This window comes from Pseudomonas sp. Pso3, assembly GCF_055393275.1.
Window position 1 is genome coordinate 1360301 of record NZ_AP043687.1, and the last position, 23244, is coordinate 1383544.

The 23244-nt window shown below is 68.0% G+C and carries 18 protein-coding genes; 6 read left to right on the plus strand and 12 right to left on the minus strand.

Features of this window, described 5'->3' with window-relative positions; all coding sequences use genetic code 11:
* Nucleotides 1-104: 104 nt before the first annotated feature.
* From ACZ5R1_RS06365 to ACZ5R1_RS06395, 7 genes are all read right to left on the minus strand, one after another.
* Nucleotides 105-782 (minus strand): type 1 glutamine amidotransferase domain-containing protein, encoded by a 678-nt coding sequence (locus ACZ5R1_RS06365; protein WP_077172314.1) that lies wholly within the window; start codon nt 780-782, stop codon nt 105-107.
* 137 nt (nt 783-919) lie between these two features.
* Nucleotides 920-2164, minus strand: coding sequence for a hypothetical protein (locus ACZ5R1_RS06370; protein WP_464712907.1), 1245 nt, complete (start codon nt 2162-2164; stop codon nt 920-922).
* 177 nt (nt 2165-2341) lie between these two features.
* Nucleotides 2342-3517: a chromate efflux transporter gene (gene chrA / locus ACZ5R1_RS06375; protein ID WP_464712908.1), complete on the minus strand. Its 1176-nt coding sequence runs from the start codon at nt 3515-3517 to the stop codon at nt 2342-2344.
* Between the two features lie 11 nt (nt 3518-3528).
* Nucleotides 3529-3954, minus strand: a complete 426-nt coding sequence (arsC, locus tag ACZ5R1_RS06380) for an arsenate reductase (glutaredoxin) (RefSeq protein ID WP_464712909.1) — start codon at nt 3952-3954, stop codon at nt 3529-3531.
* A complete protein-coding gene (arsB, locus tag ACZ5R1_RS06385) occupies nt 3951-4997 on the minus strand; it encodes an ACR3 family arsenite efflux transporter (RefSeq protein WP_464713267.1) in 1047 nt (348 codons plus the stop codon). The genes arsC and arsB overlap by 4 nt, the downstream gene beginning before the upstream one ends.
* A gap of 79 nt (nt 4998-5076) precedes the next feature.
* Nucleotides 5077-5400 carry an ArsR/SmtB family transcription factor gene (locus ACZ5R1_RS06390; protein WP_464712910.1) on the minus strand — a complete coding sequence of 108 codons (324 nt, stop codon included), beginning with the start codon at nt 5398-5400 and terminating at the stop codon, nt 5077-5079.
* Nucleotides 5401-5469: 69 nt separating this feature from the next.
* Complete coding sequence (locus tag ACZ5R1_RS06395; RefSeq protein ID WP_464712911.1) at nt 5470-6393, minus strand: LysR family transcriptional regulator; 924 nt, start codon at nt 6391-6393, stop codon at nt 5470-5472.
* 65 nt (nt 6394-6458) lie between these two features.
* On the opposite strand from ACZ5R1_RS06395, the gene ACZ5R1_RS06400 reads away from it, so the two are divergent.
* Nucleotides 6459-6992 (plus strand): N-acetyltransferase family protein, encoded by a 534-nt coding sequence (locus tag ACZ5R1_RS06400; RefSeq protein WP_464712912.1) that lies wholly within the window; start codon nt 6459-6461, stop codon nt 6990-6992.
* Nucleotides 6992-8152, plus strand: a complete 1161-nt coding sequence (locus tag ACZ5R1_RS06405; protein WP_464712913.1) for an MFS transporter — start codon at nt 6992-6994, stop codon at nt 8150-8152. The genes ACZ5R1_RS06400 and ACZ5R1_RS06405 overlap by 1 nt, the downstream gene beginning before the upstream one ends.
* Nucleotides 8153-8162: 10 nt before the next feature.
* On the opposite strand, the gene ACZ5R1_RS06410 is transcribed toward ACZ5R1_RS06405, so the two are convergent.
* The gene (locus tag ACZ5R1_RS06410; RefSeq protein ID WP_464712914.1) at nt 8163-9476 is read right to left on the minus strand and encodes a methyl-accepting chemotaxis protein; all 1314 of its coding nucleotides are present in this window, start codon (nt 9474-9476) and stop codon (nt 8163-8165) included.
* 101 nt (nt 9477-9577) lie between these two features.
* Nucleotides 9578-10027: a manganese-binding transcriptional regulator MntR gene (gene mntR / locus ACZ5R1_RS06415; RefSeq protein WP_027598278.1), complete on the minus strand. Its 450-nt coding sequence runs from the start codon at nt 10025-10027 to the stop codon at nt 9578-9580.
* A 218-nt stretch (nt 10028-10245) separates the two neighbouring features.
* Between mntR and ACZ5R1_RS06420 the strand changes: the two genes are divergently transcribed.
* Entirely contained in the window at nt 10246-11592 is a 1347-nt protein-coding gene (locus ACZ5R1_RS06420) for an Nramp family divalent metal transporter (protein ID WP_027598277.1), read from the plus strand.
* A 125-nt stretch (nt 11593-11717) separates the two neighbouring features.
* Nucleotides 11718-12731, plus strand: a complete 1014-nt coding sequence (locus ACZ5R1_RS06425; RefSeq protein WP_027598276.1) for a YrzE family protein — start codon at nt 11718-11720, stop codon at nt 12729-12731.
* 96 nt (nt 12732-12827) lie between these two features.
* Here the strand turns inward: ACZ5R1_RS06425 and ACZ5R1_RS06430 are convergent, their stop codons facing one another.
* On the minus strand, nt 12828-13385 hold the full coding sequence (locus ACZ5R1_RS06430; protein WP_074584601.1) for a TetR/AcrR family transcriptional regulator: 558 nt from the start codon (nt 13383-13385) through the stop codon (nt 12828-12830).
* A gap of 95 nt (nt 13386-13480) precedes the next feature.
* On the opposite strand from ACZ5R1_RS06430, the gene ACZ5R1_RS06435 reads away from it, so the two are divergent.
* Nucleotides 13481-14662 carry an MFS transporter gene (locus ACZ5R1_RS06435; RefSeq protein ID WP_027601540.1) on the plus strand — a complete coding sequence of 394 codons (1182 nt, stop codon included), beginning with the start codon at nt 13481-13483 and terminating at the stop codon, nt 14660-14662.
* 139 nt (nt 14663-14801) lie between these two features.
* Here ACZ5R1_RS06435 and ACZ5R1_RS06440 read toward each other — a convergent pair whose 3' ends face one another.
* Nucleotides 14802-15740 carry a DNA/RNA non-specific endonuclease gene (locus tag ACZ5R1_RS06440; protein WP_464712915.1) on the minus strand — a complete coding sequence of 313 codons (939 nt, stop codon included), beginning with the start codon at nt 15738-15740 and terminating at the stop codon, nt 14802-14804.
* Between the two features lie 147 nt (nt 15741-15887).
* On the opposite strand from ACZ5R1_RS06440, the gene ACZ5R1_RS06445 reads away from it, so the two are divergent.
* Nucleotides 15888-17243: an OprD family porin gene (locus ACZ5R1_RS06445; protein ID WP_464713268.1), complete on the plus strand. Its 1356-nt coding sequence runs from the start codon at nt 15888-15890 to the stop codon at nt 17241-17243.
* 734 nt (nt 17244-17977) lie between these two features.
* Here the strand turns inward: ACZ5R1_RS06445 and ACZ5R1_RS06450 are convergent.
* Entirely contained in the window at nt 17978-23110 is a 5133-nt protein-coding gene (locus tag ACZ5R1_RS06450) for a DUF4011 domain-containing protein (RefSeq protein WP_464712916.1), read from the minus strand.
* Between the last annotated feature and the right edge of the window lie 134 nt (nt 23111-23244).

Genomic DNA, 23244 nt, shown 5'->3' on the forward strand with positions numbered 1-23244 from the left:
GGGCAGCAGAGCGGGGGCGCCGCGCGGAAAACTGCGGTGCGCAGGCGTTGGCGGGGCGCAGTAAAAAGCCCGCCAGTTGGCGGGCTTTTTCAGGTGCGCAGTTCCTAACCCAGCTTGGTCAGCAAGGCGTCTGCCGCGGCTTCCGAGCTGGCCGGATTCTGGCCGGTGACCAGGTTGCCGTCCTCGACCACGAACTCGCCCCAGTCCGGGCCCTTCTCGTAGCGGGCGCCGAGCTTCTTCAGTTCGTCTTCCACCAGGAAGGGCACCACGTCGGTGAGTTGCACGCCGGCTTCTTCGCTGTTGGTGAAGCCGGTGACGGTACGGCCCTTGACCAGCGGGGTGCCATCGGCGGCCTTGACGTGACGCAGCACGCCGGGGGCGTGGCAGACCAGCCCGAAGGGCTTGTTGGCCTGGGCGAAGGCTTCGAGCAGGGCGATGGAGTCGCGGGATTCGGCGAGGTCCCAGAGCGGGCCGTGGCCGCCGGGATAGAAGACGCTGTCGTAGTCCTCGGCCTGCACCTCGGCGAGCTTGACGGTGCTGGCCAGCGCCTGCTGTGCCTCGGGGTCGTTCTTGAAGCGTTCGGTGGACTCGGTCTGGGCGTCGGCGGCGTCGCTCTTGGGATCCAGCGGCGGTTGGCCGCCGGCGGGGGAGGCCAGGGTGATCTCGGCACCGGCGTCCTTGAAGACGTAGTAGGGAGCAGCGAATTCTTCCAGCCAGAAGCCGGTTTTCTTGCCGGTGTCGCCGAGCTGGTCATGGGAGGTCAGGACCATCAGGATCTTCATCTCGGTTTCCTCTTGCACGCGGGGTGGGTGTGGTTAGACAGACCCCGGATGCGTCCGGCTAGTGCCCCTGAGAGGCCAGCGCTGGGAACCAGCGCTCGCTGCCCTGCCCGGAGGAAGGAGCAGGGCAGCGTAGGGGATCAGCCCCAGTTGCCGATGCCGCGCTCGCCAGCGGCGACGGTGGAGGCCACGTCGGTGAGGTCGTGCGTACCCACCAGCTGGATCAAGGAGTCCGAGGCGTCGATCTGGCCGCGGTCGCTGCCGTCATGGAAGACGTAGGTGTCCTTGCCATAGTGGAAGACCGCAGCGTGCGCGTCGCCGGTGGTGTTCTGGACCACCTGCTGCAGGGCGGCATAGAGGCTGGTCGCGCCCTTGAGTGTGGCGTCCGCCACGGTGGTGACCGCCGAATCCACGAACAGCGAGGAGCCGAAGACGATCTGGTCATCCTTGGCGTTGTAGTCGGTCACGGTCACGTGGTTGGCTGCCAGGGAGCGGTTGGCGGCGGCGCTATTGGAACCGTCGAAGTTGACCAGGCTGGAGGTGAGCAGGCTGAGGGTGTCTCGGCCTTCACCCAGGGTGACGGTGGCGCCATGGCCATAGTTGCCGCGTACGGTGGCGTTGTGGGCAGCCACCCCTTCGGTGAACAGCAGGTCGACGAAATCGTTGCCTGCACCGGCCTTGATGACGATGTCGGCCTGCTGGATATGGGCACCGATCTGGTCGTTGCCGGCGCCGCTGTCGACGGTAAGGGTCTTGACCCGGCAGTTGCTCAGGGCGGCCACGCTGTCGAGTTCCGGCGCGGCGATGGTGCTGACCTGGAGCAGGTCGTTGCCGCTGCCAGTGGTCACGCTCTTGAGGAAGGCGCTCTGGCTGGAATAGAGGTGATCCAGGCCGTGCTCGTAGCCATTGAGGAAGTCGATCGACAGTCCGGCGGTGGACTTTGAGCCGTCGAAGGTCTGCAGGCCGTCGAAGTTGTCCAGGGTGATAATGTCGCCTTCGTGGAACTGGTTGTCAGCGGTGTCGGTGAGGCTGACGGTGAGCTTGGTGATGCTCGAATCCAGGGTGCTGTCGCTGGCGGTGGCGCCGCGGGTATGGCCGTCGAGGCGCGTCAGCTGGCCTTCCCAGTGACCGGTCAGGGTCAGTTCGTTCAGGGTCGAGCCGGCCGCGTAGTGGGGGCCCTTGGCATCGAAGGTCTTGGCGAAGCCGACGTATTCGGGGGTGGCGTTGATGTCGAGGGTCAGCCGCGGCTGGCTCTGGAAGGCGTAGTAGGTGACGCCGTCAGAGATGCCGGCCGGCTTGGCGGGCGCGGCGGCCAGCGGCGCCTTGGTGGTGGCGGCGGCGGTGAACAGGGGGGCAGCGGAGTCCAGGGGATTCTTGTAGGTCATTGCGGTCATCCTTAATGCATGTCAGGCCTTGCGCTCGCTGGACACGTTCTCGCGCAGGGCAAGACGTTTCACACAGCTGAACGTCACGCCGACAGTGCCTAGCTTTCCACGGACCTACAGCGAACCACGCCGCAATTTCATCGGGCCACTAGTGGGATGCCGCTAAACGGTAGTGCGCTAAAAGTTCAATAGACAGACGATTAAGGCGACCAATAGCGCGATCAGCACCGGTGACCAGCGGGTGCGCAAGAGCAGCGCCAGGGCCAGGGCCGCCAGGACGACATCTGTCAGGCTGCGGATCGCCCCCGTCCACACCGGATCGTAGAGCGCCGCGAGCAGCAGACCGACCACCCCGGCGTTGAGTCCGGTCAGCAGGCGTTGCCAGCCGGGGTGCTGGCGCAGCGTCTGCCAGAAAGGTAGGGCCGCGAGCAGCAGCAGGGCGCCGGGCAGAAAGATCAGCAGGGTCCAGAACAGGCCATTGAGCCAGGCGGGCAGGGCCGCGGGTACCAGGGTCCCCAGGTAGGCGGCAAAGGTGAACAGCGGGCCGGGCACCGCCTGGGCTAGGCCGTAGCCGGCCATGATCTGGCTATCACTGACCAGGCCGCTGGGCACCACCACCGCCTGCAGCAGCGGCAGCACCACATGGCCGCCGCCGAATACCAGGGCGCCGGCGCGATAGACACCCGCGGCCAGGTTGTCCCAGACGGGTAAGAGCAGCAGCGGCAGCAGGAACAGGAGCAGTGCGACGACACCCAGGCGCCGGGAGGTTCCCGTTTGCAGGCTCGGGGCCGGCGGCGTGGCGGCGGGTGCCAGGGCCAGGCGTCCGACCAGGGCGGCCAGACCCAGGCCCAGCAGCTGGCCCACCGAACCGGGCAGCCAGAGCGCCAGGCCGGCGGCGACCAGCGCCAGGATGCGGCGCGAGGTATCCGGGCACAGGCTGCGGCCCATGCTCCAGACCGCCTGGGCCACCACCGCCACGGCAAAGACCTTGAGCCCATGCACCGCGCCCGAGTCGGCCAATCCCGGAAAGTGGGCGAGGCCCAGGGCGAACAGGATCAGCAGCAGGGCGGAGGGCAGGGTGAAACCCAGCCAGGCCGCCAGCAGACCCCAGCCACCGGCGCGCCCCAGGCCCAGGGCCATGCCGACCTGGCTGCTGGTCGGACCGGGCAGCAGCTGGCAGAGCGCGACCAGCTCGGCATAGGCGGCTTCGTCCAGCCACTGGCGCCGCGTGACGAAGGCCTGGCGGAAATAGCCCAGGTGGGCGATGGGGCCGCCAAAGCTGGTGCAGCCCAGGCGCAGGAAGATCAGGAAGACCTGCCAGGCGCTGTCCTTATCGCGGGCGATGTCGCGCATGGCGGCCCCGATCAGCCGCGCGGCGCCGCAGAGGGAACTACTACCTCGCCATCCTCCTTGACGAAGGGACCGCGCTGCGGCTCGGGCAGGATCTCCAGTACCCGTTCCGAGGGCCGGCAGAGGCGGGTACCCAGGGGGGTCACCACGATGGGTCGATTGATCAGCAGGGGATGCTGCAGCATGGCGGCGATCAGGGCCGCGTCATCCAGCTGCGGATCGTCCAGGCCCAGCTCGGCGTAGGGCGTACCCTTCTGGCGCAGCAGCTCGCGCACCGGCATGCCCAGGTCGGCGATCAGCCGCTCCAGCTGCGCCTGGTCGGGCGGTGTTTCCAGGTAGTGGATGACCGTCGGCTCGACGCCGCTGTTGCGAATCAGGCCCAGCACGTTGCGCGAGGTGCCGCAGGCGGGGTTGTGGTAGATCGTGATGGTGCTGTTCATGGACGGTCTCGACGGTGGGAAGCGGCACCCCGTTCGTACCAGCCACGCGAGCCGTTCACCAGGCGCACGACCAGCAGCATCAGCGGTACCTCGATAAGAACGCCTACCACGGTAGCCAGGGCGGCGCCCGAGTGGAAGCCGAACAGGCTGATGGCGGCGGCCACCGCCAGTTCGAAGAAGTTGCTGGCGCCGATCAGCGCCGAGGGACAGGCCACGCTGTGGCTCTCGCCCACCAGGCGATTCAGCCAGTAGGCCAGGGCCGAATTGAACAGCACCTGGATCAGGATGGGCACGGCGAGCAGGGCGATCACCAGCGGCTGCGCCAGGATGGCCTCGCCCTGGAAGGCGAACAGCAGCACCAGGGTCGCCAGCAGGGCGGCCATCGAGAGAGGGCCCAGACGGGCCAGGGTACGCTCGAAGGCGGCCTGACCCTGGCGCAGCAGCGCCCGCCGCCAGAGCTGGGCGAGGATCACCGGCAGCACCAGGTAGAGAACCACCGAGAGCAGCAGCGTGGCCCAGGGCACCGTGATCGACGACAGGCCCAGCAACAGGCCGACGATGGGGGCGAAGGCGAAGATCATCAGGGTGTCGTTCAGCGCGACCTGGGACAGGGTGAACAGCGGATCGCCCTGGGTGAGTCGACTCCAGACGAAGACCATGGCGGTGCAGGGCGCCGCTGCCAGCAGGATGAGCCCGGCGATGTAGCTGTCCAGCTGCTCCGTCGGCAGCCAGGGCGCGAAGAGCTCGCGAATGAACAGCCAGGCGAGCAGCGCCATGGAGAAGGGCTTGACCGCCCAGTTGACGAACAGGGTGACGCCGATCCCGCGCCAGTGCTGGCGCACCTGGCCGAGGGCGCTGAAATCCACCTTAAGCAGCATCGGCACGATCATGATCCAGATCAGCAGGCCGACCGGCAGATTGACCTGGGCCACCTCGATCCGGCCGATAGCGCGGAACAGGCCCGGAGCCAGCTGGCCAAGGGCGATGCCGGCGAGGATGCAGAGCGCGACCCAGAGGCTGAGATAACGCTCGAAGGTGTTCATGGCGGGTGCTGCCGGGGGGCAGGCGGGGGGACTGTGCATGGCGGGCCTGGTCTTGTGGTTGGCGGTGGAGGGACGGAGGTCAGCAGGAGCAGCGCGGCGGTGCGCTGACCGCGCAGTCGCTGCCGGCGCAACAGTGCTCGGTCAGGTAACCGAGCAGGGCGTTCATCTGGTCATAGGCCGCGCGATAGATGAGATTGCGGCCCTGCTGTTCCACCGAAACCAGACCGGCATTGGCCAGTTCCTTGAGGTGGAAGGAGAGATTGCTACGGGCTACCTCGAGCTGATCGGCCAACTGGCTGGGGGTAAGGCCGATCGTGCCCGCGACCACCAGGGCGCGGAAGACCTTCAGGCGCTGGGCGTGGGCGAGGGCGGCGAGGGCGGAAACGGCAAGCTCTTCATTCATGGTTCAATAGTACAAGGATCGTTGAATCATTGAATGATAGGGCGTGGTGGGCGTCTGGTCGAGCCCCTATCAGCGGCGCAGCTGTCGCAACGCTTCCAGTACCTGCTGCAGCGGGCGACTCAGGGGTTTGTCGCGGCGCAGCACCAGGGCCAGGGTGCGGGTCAGGGGCGGCGTCAGTGACTGGACCTGTAGTCCGTGGCGATGGTGCTCGGTGGCCACGGCGATGCCGGGCACCAGGCTGTAGCCGAGGCCGGCGGCCACCAGTTCCTTGAGCGCTTCGATGCTGCCCAGCTCCATCACCGGTCGACTGGCCTGGCCGGCGCGGCGAAACCAGTCGTCGATCAGCAGCCGGGTGCTGCTGCCGGTCTCGAAGGCCAGCAGCGGCGTCTCGGCCAGGTCGGCTGGCGCCAGCGCGCGCGCTGGCAGGGGACTGGCGGGGGGCAGTAGGGCGACGAAGGCATCCTCCAGCAGGGGTTCCACCTGCAGGTTGCGACCGCTGGCGGGCAGGGTGACCAGGCCCAGGTCGAGGCGGTTGTCTTCCACCGCCCGCAGGACGTCCAGGGTGTTGCCGGTGCTGACCCGCACATCCAGCTGCGGAAAGCGCTGGCGCAACTGGCCCAGCAGTGGCGGCAGGAGATGGATGCAGGCGGTGGCGCCGGTACCGATGGCGACCCGGCCGGCGACCTTCTCGCCATGGCTGGCCAGGGCCTGTAGGGCCTGGTCCACCGCGGTCTGGATCCGTTCGGCGTGATCCAGCAGCAGACGGCCCGCGGCGGTGGGCTTGAGACCGCGCCCCAGGCGCTCCAGCAGCTTGAGACCCAGGCGTCGCTCCAGCTGGCGGATCTGCAGGCTGACCGCCGGCTGGCTCAGCCCCAGGCGATCGGCCGCGGCGGAAAAGCTGCCGGTGGCGACGACCTGGACGAAGGTCTCCAGCTGAGTGAGGTTGAGGTCGGCCATGCCAAGGTTTCGCTTATACCGGTGATAACCGAGCATAGCTTTATCTTTGGCTGGCCGTCCCGGCATGATCGCCCTATCGATCCCGTGAATGGACCTCTCCCGTGAACACCGCTCTGCTGTTGCGCGATGCCACCCCTGCCGATCTGCCGGCCATCCAGGCCATCTATGCCCCGCATGTCCTGCATGGCTGCGCCAGCTTCGAGCTGGAACCTCCGGACCTGGCCGAGCTGGGCCGCCGCCTGGCCGCGGTGCGCCAGGTCGGGCTGCCTTACCGGGTGGCCGAGCTGGAGGGCGAGGTGGTCGGCTATGCCTATGCGGTGCTCTATCGCCCGCGCCCGGCCTATCGCCACACCGCGGAAGACTCGGTGTACGTGCGCGACGGCCTGGGCGGCCAGGGCATTGGCCGCCGCCTGCTGGAAGAGATCGTCGCGGCCTGCACGGCAGCGGGCTTTCGCCAGCTGGTGGCGGTGATCGGCGACAGCGCCAACCAGGGCTCCATCGCCCTGCATCAGCGGCTGGGCTTTCGCACCGTCGGCACCTTCGAGGCGGTGGGCTTCAAGCACGGGCGCTGGGTGGACACGGTGCTGATGCAGCGCAGCCTGGGAGAGGGCGAGCAGACCCCGGGTACGCGCTGATGACGCCGATGCCGAGCGATCGCGCCATCTGGCAACTGGGGCTGATGCAGTTGCTGGCCTGGGGCCTGGCCTTCTATCTGCCCGGGGTCTATGGCCCGGCGATGGCCGCGGGCCTGGGCTGGGACGCGCGCTGGGTCTATGGCGGCTTTTCCCTGGCGATGCTGACCATGGGCCTGGTCTCGCCCTTCAGCGGCGCGGTGATCGAACGCCTGGGTGGCTGTCGCACCCTGCAACTCGGCCTGGTGCTCAATGCCCTGGGCTGCCTGGGCCTGGCCGCGGCCCAGTCGGCGCCGCTGTTCTACCTGGCCTGGGTGACCCTGGGCGTGGGCATGCGCCTGTCGCTGTACGACGCCGCCTTCGCCACCCTGGTGCGGCTGGCCGGTGAGCGGTCGCGGGCGGTGATGGTGCGCATCACCCTGCTGGGCGGGCTGGCCTCGGCGGTGTTCTGGCCACTGGGGCATTGGCTGCTGGAGTTGTTGGGCTGGCGCCTGGGGCTGGTGGTCTATGCCGGCATCGCCCTGGCCGGGCTGCTGTTGCTTCTGCCGCTGCCCAATGTGCGGGGGCGCCTGCCCAGTGCCGAGGTGCCCGTCGCGGCGGCGGCTGGTTCGCCACGCCTGGCCGGGGTGCTGTTCGCCACCGGGATGGCCTTGATCGGCTTTCTTTCGGCGGGACTGTCGGCGCATCTGCCGGCGCTGCTGGCTGAGCGTGGGGTGCCGGTGGGGGTGGCGGCGCTGTGGGGGATCGGTCAGGTCTGCGCGCGGCTGGCGGAACTGGCCTCCGGGCAGCGGCTTTCGGCGCGCCAGCTCAATCTGTTGCTGGGCCTGGGCCTGCCGCTGAGTTTCGCCCTGGCGCTGGCGAGCGAAGGCCACCTGGGCCTCACCGCCGGCTTCGTCTTTCTCTATGGCGCCCTCAACGGCCTGGTGGCGGTGCTGCGAGCCAGCCTGCCGCTGGAGCTGTTCGACCGGGCGCTCTATGCGCGGCTGACCGGCAAGCTGCTGGCGCCGAGCTTTCTGCTCTCGGCGGCCGCGCCCTGGTGCTATGCCCTGGCGCGGGAGAGTTGGGGGGATCGCGGTCTGCTCGGGCTGTGCCTGCTGGTCAGCCTGGGCGTGACCCTGGCCGCGCTAGGGCTGCTCGGCCGGCGGCGTCCGGCGCCGGCCTGAGACGGGCGCGCTAGTTGAGGCGGCGGGCGAACTGACCCACCGCGCCCACCACGCGCTGGGCGCCGTCCTGGATTTCGGTGATGCGGGTGCCGGCGGCGTTGGCCAGTTGCAGGCCCTGTTCCGCCTGGTGCTTGCTCGCCGCCATGTTGGCGACCGCGGTCTGCGCCAGCTGCTGGTTCTGCTGCACCACGCCGACGATCTCCTCGGTGGCCTTGCTGGTACGGCCGGCCAGTTGGCGGACCTCGTCGGCCACCACGGCGAAGCCGCGGCCCTGTTCACCGGCCCGCGCCGCTTCGATGGCGGCGTTGAGCGCCAGCAGGTTGGTCTGTTCGGCGATGCCGCTGATGGTCTTGACGATGGTGCTGATCACCAGTGACTGCTCGCCCAGGGCCTCGATGCCGTTGGAAGCCACCTGCAGCTCCTCGGCGATCTTGCGCATCACCGAGACGGTGTTCTGCACCACCTCGGCACCCTGGCGGGCGCTTTCGTCGGTCTGCTGGGAGATGTCGAAGGCGACCTTGGCCGCCTCGGCCACCGCCTGTTCCTGCTCCACCTGCTCGGTGATCACGGTGGCGAACTTCACCACCTTGTACAGCTCGCCACGGGTGTTGAGCACCGGGTTGTAGGAGGCTTCCAGCCACACGGTCCGGCCATGGCTGTCGACGCGCTTGAAGCGGCTGGCGATGAATTCGCCGCGATTGAGCCGTGCCCAGAACGCCTGGTAGTCGGCGGAATTGGCTTCTTCGCTGGTGCAGAACTGCCGGTGGTGCTTGCCCTGGATCTGCTGCAGCGAATAGCCCATGCCCTGCAGGAAGCGATCGTTGGCGGTGAGCACCTCGCCGGCCAGGTTGAATTCGATGACCGCGGTGGATCTCAGCAGGGCGTTGATCAGCCCGGAGTGTTCGGTGGAGGTCTCGACCTGTTCGGTACGGTCGTTGCCGTAGCAGATGGTCTTGTGGATGCGGCCGTCGGCGTCGCGCAGCGGCTGCCAGGTGGCATAGAGCCAGGCTTCCTGGCCGTTGGCGCGCAGCAGGCGGTACATGCCGCTGGTCTGCTGGCCCTGGCTGAGGGCGCTCTTGAGGTCGCGATAGCAGGGCAGTTGTTTGACGTATTCGGGAATGAAGGCGTCCAGCGGACGTCCCACCACGTTCTCGGCGCGATAGCCCATCTCGCGGCAGAAGCGCTCGTTCACCCGCTCGATGTTGCCGCGGTCATCCACGGTAAGACTTAGCGCCTGGCTTTCGAAACCGGCGTGCAGCTGACGCAATTCGGCGACCTCGGCGCGCAGTTGGGCGAGTTCGGTCTTGAGAGGGCGATTGAACATGGCAGGGCACCGAGAGGAGTGAAAGTATGACTTCCACTACTTCGACGGTGCCGGGATTTTCTTAAGGGAAGCGCAGCGACTTTCGACTAAAGCCGCAGCCGTCAGGCCTGGCGACTGGCGATGAAACGCCGGAAGACTTCCAGGGTGGCCTCGCTGACATGGTGCTCCATGCCCTCGGCATCGCGGCGGGCGGTATCGGCGTCCACGCCCAGGGTCAGCAGGAAGGTCTCCACCACATGGTGGCGGGCGCGACTGGCTTCGGCCAGGGCTTCGCCTTCGGGGGTGAGGAAGACGCCGCGATAGGGACGCTGCACGATCAGGCCGGCGGCGGCCAGGCGCTTGAGCATCTTGGCCACGGTCGGCTGGGCCACGCCGATGCGCGCGGCGATGTCGACCTGACGGGCTTCACCGCCGTCCCGGATGAGGTCGGAAATGAGCTCGACATAGTCTTCGATCAGCTCCTGACGATGCGCCTCGCGGACCTGTTGAAAACCTTCCATATGAATGGATGGATCGACCAACCGATTCAGCAGTTCGTCGTCCTTTGTCATGTTGCCCACCTGAATGACCTTCTCCGCAAAGACCTGAGGCGCGTCGAGAGGACGCGATCGGGCGCCATTTTGACCGAGTTGCGGGCGAATACCAAAGATTCCTTCGCCAATGGGCGTTATCGACGGATGAGATAGAGATTTTTTATTGCTGGATGTGTGAATTTTAGCCTAGGCTAAATTCTCCAAAGGGTAGTCCTACCTTGCCGCACGAGTCCGCCATGAAAGAATCCGCCAGCTACGTCGAGCCTGCCTGGCAGGAGCCTGCGCCGTCCGCCCGGCCCAGTCTGGGGCGGATGAATGCCAGCGTGCCGGTGCCCGAGGGCGGCAGCTGGTTGCGGCGGCTGCTGGCCTTTCTCGGCCCCGGCTACATGGTCTCGGTGGGCTACATGGATCCGGGCAACTGGGCCACGGACCTGGCCGGCGGCTCGCAATTCGGCTACCTGCTGCTGTCGGTGATCCTGCTCTCCAACCTCATGGCCATCCTGCTGCAGGCCCTGGCCGCACGGCTGGGCATCGCCACCGGGCTGGACCTGGCCCAGGCCTGCCGCGCGCGCTATTCGCGGCCGGTGAGCCTGCTGCTGTGGATCGCCTGCGAGATCGCCATCATCGCCTGCGACCTGGCCGAGGTGATCGGCACCGCCATCGCGCTGAATCTGCTGTTCGGCATCCCGCTGATGTGGGGCGCCATCCTCACGGCGCTGGACGTCTTTCTCATCCTGCTACTGATGAATCGCGGCTTTCGCTGGCTGGAGGCCTTCGTCATCGCCCTGCTGACGCTGATCTTCGTCTGCTTCGGTGTGCAGATGGTGCTGGCCCAGCCGTCCATCGCCGCGATCGCCGACGGCTTTCTGCCCAAGGCGGAAATCGTCACCAATCCGGCCGCGCTCTACCTGGCCATCGGCATCATCGGCGCCACCGTGATGCCCCATAACCTCTATCTGCATTCGTCCATCGTGCAGACCCGCGCCTATCCGCGGACCGAGGAGGGGCGCCGCATGGGCCTGCGCTGGGCGGTGGCCGACAGCACCCTGGCGCTGATGCTGGCGCTGTTCGTCAACGCGGCCATCCTGATCACCGCCGCGGCGGTGTTCCACAGCGCCGGGCGCACCGACGTGGCCGAGATCCAGGACGCCTACCACCTGCTGTCGCCGATGCTGGGCGTCGGCATCGCCTCGCTGCTGTTCGCGGTGGCGCTGCTGGCCTCGGGCATCAATTCCACGGTCACCGCGACCCTGGCCGGCCAGATCGTCATGGAAGGTTTCCTGTCGCTGCGCATTCCCGACTGGGCGCGGCGGCTGATCACCCGCGGCATCGCCGTGATCCCGGTGGTGGTGGTGACCGGTCTCTATGGGGAAAGCGGCACGGCCAAGCTGCTGGTGCTGAGTCAGGTGGTGCTGTCCATGCAGCTGCCCTTCGCGGTGATCCCACTGGTGCGCTTCGTCTCGGATCGCCAGCTGATGGGTAGCTTCGTGATCGGTCGGCTCACACAGGTGCTGGCCTGGGCGATCGCCGGGCTGATCGTGGTGCTCAATGTGAAGCTGCTGGCCGATATCCTTCTGGGATAGCGGATAACTGAGGTCTGACGACCTTTGGTGGCTCTGGAATGCTGGTCTGGGAACTTCTAAAAGCGTGACGGTATCAATCCGTTACCACAATAAGTTCTTCCCATAACCACCCTGGAGCACTAGCCATGTCCTATGACGCCCGCCACACCCCAGCCTATGCGGCCACCACGGCCACCGCTACCGCACCGCTGCTGAAGCGTATTTCCTGGAGTTCGATCATCGCCGGCGTGGTCATCGCCCTGACCGTGTCGCTGCTGCTGAGCCTGCTCGGCACCGCCATCGGCTCGGCTTCCATCGATCCGCAGCAGGAAGCCAATCCGTTGTCCGGCCTGGGCAAGGGCACCGGTATCTGGGTCGGCGTCAGCGCCGTGGTATCGGTCTTCGTCGGTGCCTGGATCGCCGGTCGCCTGGCCCAGCGCGAAGGCGCCTTGCACGGCATCCTGGTCTGGGCCAGCGTGACCCTGGTCAGCGTCTATCTGGTGTCCAGCGCCGTGAGCGGCGTGGTGCGTACCGGTCTGAACGTGGCGGGCAGCGGTCTGTCGATGATCGGCAGCGGCCTGTCCCAGGCGGCACCGGCGCTGACCAACCAGGTTCAGGACCAACTGCGTCAGCAGGGCATCCAGCTCGACCTGGGTGATCTGCAGAACGAACTGGAAACCGCGCTGCGCCAGACCGGCAAGACCGAACTGCAGCCGGAGAATCTGAAGCAGCAGGCTCAGGGCGCCGAACAGGATGCCAAGAACACCGCCCAGAACAGCGCCAACAATCCGCAGCAGACCGATGACCAGCTGAGTGCCCTGCTGGATCGTCTGAAGCAGCGTGGCGACCAGGCCTGGAACGCCGCCGACCGTCAGGCGCTGGTCAACCTGATCAAGGCCCGCACCGGCAAGAGCGACGCCGAGGCCAATGCCATCGTCGACAAGGCCCAGCAGACCTACCAGCAGGCCTATGCCAAGTACCAGGAACTCAAGGCCCAGGCCGAGCAGAAGGCTCGCGAAGCCGCTGACGTGGCTGCCCGCAAGGTCTCCCAGGCCAGCTGGGTCCTGCTGATCAGCCTGGTGATCGGCGGCATCGTCGGTGCCATCGGTGGTGCCCTGGGTCGTCGTACCCAGCCGGCCAACAAGGTGGTTGCCGCCTAAGCGCAGCATCCGCCGTATCCCGCGGGATACGCTGACCTAGCACGAGGCCCGGACTGGTGACAGTCCGGGCCTCGTCGTTCATGGATGACGCCTCGCCTAACGGTCTGGCCGCAGTACCCGGGCGAGCAGCTGCCGGCACAGCGCCAGGTCTGGGCGCTCGGCGCCGAACAGGGTGCGATAGATCAGCGGGGCGACCAGGCCATCGAGCAGGACGTCCAGGGTCGGAGCCGGTTCGCCACGGCGGTGGGCGCGTTCGAGCAGCAGCTCCAGGCGTTCCCGGGTCGGCTCGGTGCAGCGCACCGCGCAGCCCGGATCGGTGGCCGCCAGGGCGTCCCTGAGCATGGCCTGGCCGGGGGTGGAGGCGAGGTCGTCGACATAGTGTTCCAGCCAGCGTTCGAGATCGCCTCTCAGGCTGCCGGTGTCCTCGGGCGGCTGGTCCGGGCGCAGACGCTGCAGGTCGACGTCGGCCAGGAGACTGGGCAGATTGCCCCAGCGACGATAGAGGGTCGAGGGCGTGACCCCGGCGCGCGCGGCGATCAGGGGGACGGTGAGGGCTTCCCGGGGCTGCTCCTGCAGGAGCGCCAGGACGGCCTCGTGGATGGCTTGCTGAACGCGGGCACTGCGGCCACCGGGACGGGCTTGCTTGCTGGTCATGGTGACAGGATACCCGGCTCTTAACGCAAACGCATTGCTTTTGCTGCGGGAAGGGTTCAGGCTTTAAAGCAATTATTTAGCTTTAAGGTGCGGACATGTCTTCGCTGAACGGCTCCTCCTCTGCACGCCTGACGCTGCTGGGTTCAGTGCTGCTGACCTTCCTGGCCGCGTCCAGCGCGCCGACCCCCCTCTATGCCAGCTACCAGCAGGCCTGGGGCTTTTCCACCTTCTGGCTGACCTGGGTGTTCGCCGTCTATGCCTTCGCCCTGCTGGCCGCCCTGCTGGTGGGCGGGCGGCTGTCCGATCACCTGGGGCGGCGGCCGGTGATCCTAGCGGCGCTGCTGCTGGAGGCGGGTGCCATGCTGCTGTTCCACCAGGCGCATGACCTGGCGGATCTGGTGCTCGCCCGCGCCCTGCAGGGCCTGGCGACCGGGATCGCCACCAGTGCCCTGGGTGCGGCGCTGCTCGACGTGGATGCCGAGCGCGGTCCCTGGTTGAACAGCCTGACGCCGCTGCTTGGCATGGCGATCGGCGCGCTGGGCTGCGGCCTGCTGGTGGAATTCGCGCCGGCGCCGCTGCAACTGGTCTATCGGCTGTTCCTGGCGCTCTTTCTGCTGCAGGGCCTGGCGCTCTTGCGCCTGCCCGATAGCGGTCCGCGCCGACCGGGTCTGCTCGCCGCCTTGCGCCCCCAGCTGGCGGTGCCGCCCCAGGCCCGCGCCATGCTCTGGCGGGTCCTGCCGCTGGAGCTGGCGGTCTGGGCCGTGGGCGGCTTCTATCTGTCGCTGATGCCGGCGTTGGTCAAGGCGGCGACCGGTACGACGTCGATCCTGGTCGGCGGGGGCGTGGTGGCCGGCCTCACGCTCACCGGTGCGGCCTGTCTGCATGGCTTGCGCCTCTGGCCGGCGGCGCGCCTGCTGCGGCTGGGGGCGAGCACCCTGGTGGCCGGTCCGGCGCTGCTCTGGCTGGCGGTGGCCAGCGGTCAGCTGGGACTCTTCGCCCTGGGCACCCTGGTGACCGGCGTCGGCTTCGGCAGCGGCTTTCTCGGCGCCACCCGCAGTCTGCTGCCGCTGGCGGAAGCGACCCAGCGCGCCGGGTTGCTGGCCGCCTTCTATGTGCTCAGCTACCTGGCGTTCTGCCTGCCGGCCCTGGCGGTCAGCGCCCTGGTGCCACGGCTGGGCCTGACCGGCGCCGCCGAGCTCTATCTGGTCGGGGTGATCCTGCTGGCGCTGCTGGGGGTGCGCAATAGCCTGCCCCGTGCCTGCGTGCAGCCGGGATAGGCTTTGTCTGAAAAGTGCCTGCGCTCGGTCATGCTGCGTTAAAAATCCGTTCGGAATGCTCATTTACCATTCGTAAACTCCGCTTCCTCACGGATTTTTGCCTTGCCTGACCTTCGCTCGGCGACTTTACAGACAAGCCTTAGAGCAGGATGTCGGCGGGACCGAAAATGGCCCGCTCGACGGGGCTGCCGGTGACCCGCTCTTCATTGGAGAAGCCGTCGTGGTCGCGCAGCGGGCCGAAGTCGATGCCGGTCAGCTGCTCGATGCGCAGGACGCTGCACTGGTAGGTGCGCAGGCGACCGAAGGCGATGGAGAGCTCGTCCAGCTCGCGGCGCTGGTCGATGAGGTAGGCGCTGGCGGAGGGCTTGCCGTCGTCACCGAGAAAGGCCACCACCTTCCAGAAGGCTTCGGGGATCCGGGCGTCGCGATAGGCGCGGTCATCCGCACGCAGGACCGGGCCGCTGAAGACGCTGACCCGTGCCTGCCAGCGCTGGGTGTTGTCGAGAATGTAGTCCTCCAATTCCAACCAGGTCTTCTGGTTGAAGGCGGCCATCTGCGGCGCGCAGTTGGTGAAGTGGAAGGTGTCCTTATTGGCCTGGGCCGCGGCGGCGCCCCAGTTGGGATCCTGGCGCCGTACCAGATGGCCACGGTCGAGCAGGTTGTCGGCATAGAGCGCCTCGCCGAGCTGGGCCTCCAGCGGCACCCGGCCGTCGTAGGCCCAGGCGTCGCGACTGCGGGGCACCTCGACGTGCTGGTCGCCGTCGATATTGACCCCGACCCAGAGCGCCATCCGCCGGCTGCGCGAGAGGCTGACCGAGAAGTGGGTGTAGTCCAGGCGATCGCCCGAGGCGGGCAGGGGATAGACGTCGCCGGTCAGGGCCGCGCTCGGACGGGGCCAGGGGACCTGGTAATCGCCCAGGAAATCGGCCTGGTAACCCTGGCGATCGGCCAGGCTGGCGGCGGGGGTGATGCGCGGCTCGGCGCTTCTCAGACCGGCGGGTTGCGCCGGCAGCAGGGGGCGCAGGTCGGCGAGGCGCGGGCGATAGGCGAGATCGACGGCAAAGGGCTGGCTGGACATGGCGGAGCTCTGGCGAAAGGGGCGAACCGCCAGCGCAGCACAGGGAGGTTACCGGACGATGACGACGGTCAGCGAAGTGGTATGCACCGGCGCTAGCTGGCAAACTCGTTCGCGACCTAACGATTCCAACCCTTGAGTGAACCGCCCATGAAGCTATCGCTGTTTTCCCCCTTTGCCCGCCAGCGCGCCTGGCTGCTCGGCGTGCCCGGCCTGCTCCTCACCGGCGCCGCCCTGGCCAGTCAGCAGTCCGACGCCAAGGGCTTCGTCGAAGACGGTGACCTGACCCTTCTGCTGCGCAACTATTACTACCTGCGCCAGAACGAAGGCGACGGCCATGGCGCTGAAACGCGCAACAGTCGCGATCCGCGCAGCTGGACCCAGGCCTTCCTGCTCAACTACACCTCGGGCTTCACCCAGGGCACCGTGGGCGTGGGTGTGGATGCCTATGGCTATCTGGGTCTCAAGCTGGATGGCGGCGATGGCCACGCCAACACCCCGAACATGCCGGTGGACGGCGACGGCAGCCAGCGCAGCGAATTCAGCAAGGGCGGGGCGGCGGTCAAGCTGCGCGTCTCCAACACCGTGCTCAAGTACGGCGACCAGCAGCCCACGGCGCCGGTGCTGGCGGCGGGTGGCAACTGGCTGTTTCCCCAGACCGCCCGGGGCTGGAGCCTGGTGAGCCAGGAGGTCGATCACCTGATGCTCGAAGGCGGTCACTTCACCGCCGCCACGGCGCCGCGCACCACCGGTTCGGACGGCGGCATCTTCGCCGGTTACGCCGGCGTCGAAGCGGCTTCGGCCAGCTACGCCGGGGGCGTCTACAAGTTCAGCGATCACCTCAGCGCCTCGCTCTATGCCGGGCACTTCGAGGATGTCTGGGACCAGTATTACGGCAACCTCAACTATGTGGTGCCGCTGGCCGCCGAGCAGAGTCTGACCTTCGACGCCAACCTCTATCGCACCCTGGACGCGGGCAGCGCCAAGGCCGGCAGCATCGCCAATACCGCCGGCTCGCTGGCCGCCGCCTTCCAGAGCGGCGCCCACACCTTCACCCTGATCCACCAGCGTATCCATGGCGACCAGCCCTTCGACTATGCGGTCTTCGGCGCACCGGTGCCGGGGTCCTTCGGTGACTCCATCCTGCTCGGCAACTCGATGCAGTTCTCCGACTTCAACGGCCCGGGCGAGCGCAGCTGGCAGGCCCGCTACGACCTGAACATGGAAAGCTACGACGTGCCCGGCCTGAGTCTGATGGTCCGCCATACCCGCGGCAACGGCATCGACGGCACCCACCTGGCCGCCGACTCGGCCTATACCGGTCTCTATGGCGACGGCGACAAGGAACACGAGACCGATCTGGAAGCCAAGTACGTGCTGCAGAACGGCCCGGCCAAGGACTTGAGCTTCCGCCTGCGCCAGGCCTGGCATTCCGGCAGCCAGAGCACCGGCGGCACCGTGGCCGAGACGCGGCTGATCACCGAGTATCCGTTGAATATCCTGTGATGGGCGGCGCTCTGCAGGTTGGGTTGAGCGCAGCGAAGCCCAACGGTGCCGAGGTCATGCGCGGCTTGTTGGGCTTCGGCGATAAGGCCGCCTCAACCCAGACTACAGGGCTGGGCCTGGTGGGTTGGGTTGAGCGCCGCGAAGCCCAACAGTCCATTGGCCATTGGCATGTCCGGGAGTGCCCTCACCCCAGCCCTCTCCCAAGGGGAGAGGGGGCAGTTCGGTGTGATCGGGCACCGTGTAGGTTGGGTTGAGCGCAGCGATGCCCAACAGTCCGTTGGCCATCGGCATGTCCGGGAATACCCTTACCCCAGCCCTCTCCCATGAGGAGAGGGGGTAGCCGCGTAGAGTGGATAACGGCGCAGCCTTATCCACGCCCAGGTGCAAAGGGCAGTGGAAAACGCGGCGCGGTTTTCCACGCTACGGATACCCTGGCAGCGCGACACCAGGGGACAAGCTACCACCCGCGCCGGACCCAACCGCCCCCTCTCCCTCGGGGAGAGGGCTGGGGTGAGGGTTGCCCCCCCGCCAACGGTGCCAGGATCGAGCGCGGCTTGTTGAGCTACGGCGATGGAGTAGCCTCAACCTAGCTAAGGCCAACCTTGGCTACTTGCCACCTTTGGCCATCGGCATGCCCGGGGATACCCTCACCCCAACCCTCTCCCAAGGGGAGAGGGGGCAGTTCGGTGTGATCGAGTGCCGTGTAGGTTGGGTTGAGCGCAGCGAAGCCCATTTCAGACTTTCGCTCGCGATTCCTCCAGCAGCCGCTCGATCTCCCCATGCAGCCGCTCGGTGGCGCCAACCCGGTCGATCCACCATTCGGTGGACCAGACGCGCAGCAGCGTCCAGCCGAGGCCCTGGAGGATGGCGCTGCGGGTCTTGTCGCGGTCGCGGGCGGTGGCGGCGCTGTGGTAGGTGGCGCCGTCGCATTCGATGCCCACCAGGTAGTCGCCCGGACGGTCCGGATGGACGATGCCCAGGTCGATGCGGAAACGCGACACGCCGATCTGCGGCACCACCTGCCAGCCCTTGGCCTCTAGCGCCTGGGCCACGGCTTCCTCGAAGGGCGAATCGTGCCCGCCCAGCGAGCCCTTGACCGCCGCCGCCAGGGCCTGGGGGCCGCGCTGGGCGAATTCCAGGAACAGCTTGAGATCCCGTACCGCGCGGGCATTGGTGCGGTTGAGGTCGATCAGCCCCGGATCGAAGGAGGAGAACACCAGCATCTCCCGCCGCGCCCGGGTCACGGCCACGTTGAGGCGGCGCCAGCCACCGTCCTTGTTCAAGGGGCCGAAGTTCATCGACATGGTATTGGCGCCCGGCTCGGTGGGGCCGAAGCCGATGCCGAGCATGATCAGGTCGCGCTCGTCGCCCTGGACCGTTTCCAGATTCTTCACCACCACCGGCTCGGCCAGGTCTTCGGCGAAGTGCGCCTCGATCTCCGGGTGCTGCTGGCGCGCGCGGTCGAGCAGATCGGTGACCAGGCGCTGCTGTTCGCTGTTGAGGGTGATGATGCCCAGGCTGAGACCGGCGAAGGCCGGGTCGAGCAGGCGCTTGACCGCCTCGGCGACCATGGCCTGGGCTTCCAGGGCGTTGTGCCGTCCCTTGCCCTTGGCGTAGACGCCGTCCACCCGCCGCCATTCCACCGCGCTCGGACGGATTTCCGGGGCGGGAAAGGTGATGAGCTTGCCGTCGTAGTAGTGATGGTTGGAAAAGGCGATCAGGCTTTCGTGGCGACTGCGGTAGTGCCAGTTGAGGCTGTGGCTGTAGATGCCGGCGCCCAGGCATTCGTCGAGGATGCTCTCCAGGTCCTCGGCGGTGTCGTCCTCGCCGGCGGCGCGGTCGAAGAAGCGGGTCGGCGGCATCTGCCGGGGGTCGCCGGCGATCACCACCTGCACACCGCGGGCGATGGCGCCCACCGCGTCCCAGGGCGCGATCTGCGAGGCTTCGTCGAAGATCACCAGGTCGAACAGGCCGCCATCGGGCGGCAGGTACTGGGCGATGGACAGCGGACTCATCAGCATGCAAGGCGCCAGCCGCGCCAGGGCGTCGCCCATTTCCAGCGCCAGCTGGCGCAGCGGCTTGTGCCGGCGCTGCTTCTGCAATTCGTGCTTGAGCACGGCGAAGCCGCCACCCTGGCGCGCCGCGTCGTTCTTGGGCGGCAGGCCGTGGCAGAGCAGGGCGCGGATATGGCGCACGGCGAGGGTCTGCAGGCGATCGTCCAACCGGCGATAGGCCTGGATGTCGCTTTCGTGCTCGGCCGGGACGAAATCGCGCAGCAAGGGCTCGGCGTCCAGGGCGGTGGCGGCGAACCAGCGGGCATAGGCGGTTTCGAAGACGGCTGCGAGATCCTCGCCGGAGCCGACCGTGACACGGGCGATCAGCGCTGCCAGGCCGAGGGCGTCGGCTTCTTCGCGGACCCGCTGCCAGTCGCACCAGGCCTTGAGGCGACCGGGCTGGCGCAACAGGGCGGCGGCGGTGCGTACCAACTCGGCGGCCGGGGTGTCTGCCGGCAGTCCTGCCTGCTCGGCAAAGCTCTGGCGCGCGGCTTCGGCGGCCTCCAGGGCGGCGGCGAAGGCGCTGCTGGCCGGGGCCAGACTGGGGTCTGCCGGCTGGTCCTCGGAATGCTGCAATCGGCGTGCTGCGGCCTGGCGCAGGGCCAGCAGCTGCTCGGGCGTTTCCGCCAGGGTCGGCAGCGCCGTGCTCAGCCTTTCCGCCAGGGCGCGGCGTGCGAGCAGGGCCTCCAGGTCGCTGGTGACGCCCTGCCAACCGCTGATGCCGGCCAGGTTGGGCGTCAACTCGTCCAGTTCGGTGAGCAGGGTGCGCTGGCGCCGCAGGCGAGGCAGGTCGGCGGCCACATCGGGCTGGCCCTGGGTTTCGCCCTGGCGGGCGAGATCCTGGGTGACCTGGCGCTGGGCGCGGCTGGCGAAGATCCAGAAGCGCTGCCCGGCGGCGTCCCAGGCGGTTTCCAGCTGGGTCAGGGCGACGCGGCGACAGGCTTCGGCGGCATAGGGCACCGACAGCTCGCGCTCCAGCGTCTGGTAGTCCCGCAGCAACTCCAGGGCGCGCCCCAGCTGGCGCTGACGCTCGGCGGCGCCAGGCCCGAAGGCGAAGGCCAGGTCCTGGCCGGCGGCGTTCTGCAGCAGCTCGGCGAATTCCAGCAGGCGCCGGGGCGCCACCTGATCCGCCAGCGGCAGGCCAAGGACGTCGCGCAGGCGTTGCCGTGCCTGCTGCAGGGCCTGCTGGGTGTCGCGCAGCCGTTCGGCGGCGCCGACCAGGGCGTCCTGCCAGGCGTTGGACCAGGGATGGGCCGGCAGGAGGGCGAAATCCGCCGCCAGGCTGCGGCCGGTCTCGGCGTGCAGGGCCAGGCGGCGCACGGCGTTGCGCAACTCGGCCAGGGCCTCGGCGTCGTGGGCGTCGGCATTGGGCCAGGCCAGGCGCGGGGTATCGGGGGCGGCGTCGCGCAGGACGCGGCCAATGCTCTGCTGCAGGGTCAGGCCATTGGGCCAGCGCCGGTGCAGGCGCTCGACCACCGCATTGAGGCGATCGCGCAGGCGTTCCACCTCGGCGGCCTCGGCCAGCCATTCTTCTTCGTCGAGGCCGTCGCGGGTATCCCAGGCGCGCTCCAGCTGCTTGAGTACCTCGGCCTTGGACGCTTTGCTGGAATGCAGCTCCAGGCAGAATTCGCCCAGCCCCTGGGCCTCCAGGCGGCGATACACCACGTCCAGGGCCGCGCGTTTCTCGGCGACGAACAGGACCCGCCGACCGAGCGCCAGGTTGTGGGCGATCATATTGGCGATGGTCTGGGACTTGCCGGTGCCGGGCGGGCCGTCCAGCACGAAGTCCTGGCCACCGGCCGAGGCCAGTACCGCGGCCAGCTGCGAGGAATCCGCCGGCAGCGGGGTGAAGAGTTCGGCCGGGGTTACCTGGCGATCCAGCTCGCGCTCGCGGGGAAAGCTACCGCCGCTCAGGTAGGCGCCGGATTCCGTGGTGCGCTCCAGCAGGTGCCGCACCAGCGGGCTTTCCATCAGCTGGTCGCTGCGCTCGGTGAGGTCCTTCCACATCAGGTACTTGGCGAAGGAGAACTGGCCGAGCAGCAATTCGTTGCTGACCTCGAAGCCGGGCAGGTCGCGCACCGCGCGGCGGACCTTGGTCCAGATGCCATCCACGTCGATGCCGTTGCCATCGCCGGGTAGCGGGCCGTCGAGTCCGGGGATGTCCAGGTCGAAGTCGTGGCGCAGGAGCTCCAGCAGGGTCAGGTTGAAGCGTGGCTCGTCCTCGAACAGGTGCAGGGTGATGCCGCTGGCGGCGCTCTGTCGCTCCAGGCGCACCGGCAGCAGGATCAGCGGCGCCCGGTAGTGCTTGGGATCGTCGGCCGCCTTCTTCCAGCGCAGGAAGCCCAGCGCCAGGTAGAGGGTGTTGGCGCCGCCCTCGTCGAGATCACTGCGGGCGCGGCGATAGAGCTCCACCAGGGCCGCGTCCAGTTTGGTCGCATCCAGGGGCGCGACCACCTCGCCGCGGGCCAGGGCGCCGCGGGCGTATTCGTCGTCGAGATTCTCGTGCTCGCGGGCTTCGTGCAGCACGGCGTCGCGCCCGCTCACCGCCAGATCCGGCAGCGGCACCAGACGCAGTGCCCGGCCCTCGGCCAGGCGATCTTCCAGCGCCGCCGGCTCGGGGCAGAGCAGGGGCACGCTGCGGGCGTTGTCCGGCACATGCAGCAGGCGATTGCGGGTGGTGAGGTCGAGCAGTTTGCGCTGCCACAGCGCCAGGCGCCCGACCGGAGTGGTCGGCGCCGCCTCGACGTCCACGTCGAAGGCCGGCAGCGGCGGGGCTTCTTCCAGGGCTTCGCCGGGCAGCAGCAGGCCGTCCGCATGGATGGCCGGCTGGCCGGGCACCGCCAGCGGGCGAATGCGTTGCAGGCGGGCGCGGCGGATGTCCAGCGCCAGTACGAAGGACTCGTCGTCCAGCTGCCGCTCGGCCAGTTGCATGGCCTGGCTGAAGGAGGGCGGCGGCGAGGCGGTGGCCTGGGTGGTCTCGAAGACCAGCAGGTCCTTGAGCGCCACCCGCTTGCGCACAGGCTCGGCGTCGTCGGTGAGTAGCTGCGCGAATTCCTGGGGCTGCAGCCAGACCCCGGCGAAGGCATGGCCGCGGGTAATGACCAGCAGCGGATTGAGACCGGCCTGTTCCAGCGCCGCGCAGGCGAGCAGGGCCAGATCCAGGCAGGTGGCCAGGCCGCCGTCGAGGATGGCGCCCGGCGTGCGGATCTTCTGGCCCTGGCGCTCGAAACTAGCCGGCGGCACCGCATAGGTCAGCTGCAGACCGCACAGCGCAGACCAGAGTGCCGAACCCAGCTCCCAGACGCGTCGCCGCGAGCCGCTCTGGTACCCGTCCAGCGCCGTGGACTTGCCGGCGCGGCGCAAGACCTCGGCGGCCGCGCCCAGCAGGCGATCCACCGCCGGATCGTTGGGCATGACGAAGGCCGCGGCCAGTTCCGGCATGCTGTCCACGCCGCCCCACTGGTTGCGGGCCAGCAACTCGACCGGATAGCGCCGCGTCTGCAGGATCTCTTCGCCCTGACGCACCGTGAAGGTCAGCTGGGCGACCAGGCTTTCCTGCAGACTGCCGAGCAGGGCGGCGTCGAATTCGAGGTCGCGATCGTCGAGATAGAGGGTGCCCTGGGGGTCCAGGCGCTCCAGGTGCCAGGTGCGCGAGACCACGAAGGCCGGCTCGGCGGTCACCGTCAGGCTGACGTCGACCAGGGGTTCCTGGCCGCTATGGGTGAGGCGCAATTCGCGCAGCACGGGCACCGCGTTCTGGTGCGCCGCAAAACCGATCTTGCCGGCCAGCACCAGTTCGACATCCACGCTCATCGCCTACCACCCTTGCTTATTGCCTAAGGTAGATGAATGTACAGTAGTGGGAGTGTCGATGCAGCCCATAGCCGGCCTGGGCAAGCGGAAAAAGTCCTTTGGTGACGGGCGGTTGCGTGGTTTGAGGGATAGGT

Excerpts from the sequence above, each read along its gene's own strand:
- ACZ5R1_RS06365 (WP_077172314.1), bottom strand. The coding sequence starts at position 782 with ATGAAGATCCTGATGGTCCTGACCTCCCATGACCAGCTCGGCGACACC.
- arsB (WP_464713267.1), bottom strand. The coding sequence starts at position 4,997 with ATGAACACCTTCGAGCGTTATCTCAGCCTCTGGGTCGCGCTCTGCATC.
- ACZ5R1_RS06370 (WP_464712907.1), bottom strand. The coding sequence starts at position 2,164 with ATGACCTACAAGAATCCCCTGGACTCCGCTGCCCCCCTGTTCACCGCC.
- ACZ5R1_RS06425 (WP_027598276.1), top strand. The coding sequence starts at position 11,718 with ATGTCCTATGACGCCCGCCACACCCCAGCCTATGCGGCCACCACGGCC.
- ACZ5R1_RS06420 (WP_027598277.1), top strand. The coding sequence starts at position 10,246 with ATGAAAGAATCCGCCAGCTACGTCGAGCCTGCCTGGCAGGAGCCTGCG.
- chrA (WP_464712908.1), bottom strand. The coding sequence starts at position 3,517 with ATGCGCGACATCGCCCGCGATAAGGACAGCGCCTGGCAGGTCTTCCTG.
- ACZ5R1_RS06440 (WP_464712915.1), bottom strand. The coding sequence starts at position 15,740 with ATGTCCAGCCAGCCCTTTGCCGTCGATCTCGCCTATCGCCCGCGCCTC.
- ACZ5R1_RS06430 (WP_074584601.1), bottom strand. The coding sequence starts at position 13,385 with ATGACCAGCAAGCAAGCCCGTCCCGGTGGCCGCAGTGCCCGCGTTCAG.
- ACZ5R1_RS06390 (WP_464712910.1), bottom strand. The coding sequence starts at position 5,400 with ATGAATGAAGAGCTTGCCGTTTCCGCCCTCGCCGCCCTCGCCCACGCC.
- ACZ5R1_RS06445 (WP_464713268.1), top strand. The coding sequence starts at position 15,888 with ATGAAGCTATCGCTGTTTTCCCCCTTTGCCCGCCAGCGCGCCTGGCTG.
- mntR (WP_027598278.1), bottom strand. The coding sequence starts at position 10,027 with ATGACAAAGGACGACGAACTGCTGAATCGGTTGGTCGATCCATCCATT.
- ACZ5R1_RS06435 (WP_027601540.1), top strand. The coding sequence starts at position 13,481 with ATGTCTTCGCTGAACGGCTCCTCCTCTGCACGCCTGACGCTGCTGGGT.
- ACZ5R1_RS06410 (WP_464712914.1), bottom strand. The coding sequence starts at position 9,476 with ATGTTCAATCGCCCTCTCAAGACCGAACTCGCCCAACTGCGCGCCGAG.
- ACZ5R1_RS06450 (WP_464712916.1), bottom strand. The coding sequence starts at position 23,110 with ATGAGCGTGGATGTCGAACTGGTGCTGGCCGGCAAGATCGGTTTTGCG.
- ACZ5R1_RS06395 (WP_464712911.1), bottom strand. The coding sequence starts at position 6,393 with ATGCTCGGTTATCACCGGTATAAGCGAAACCTTGGCATGGCCGACCTC.
- ACZ5R1_RS06405 (WP_464712913.1), top strand. The coding sequence starts at position 6,992 with ATGACGCCGATGCCGAGCGATCGCGCCATCTGGCAACTGGGGCTGATG.
- arsC (WP_464712909.1), bottom strand. The coding sequence starts at position 3,954 with ATGAACAGCACCATCACGATCTACCACAACCCCGCCTGCGGCACCTCG.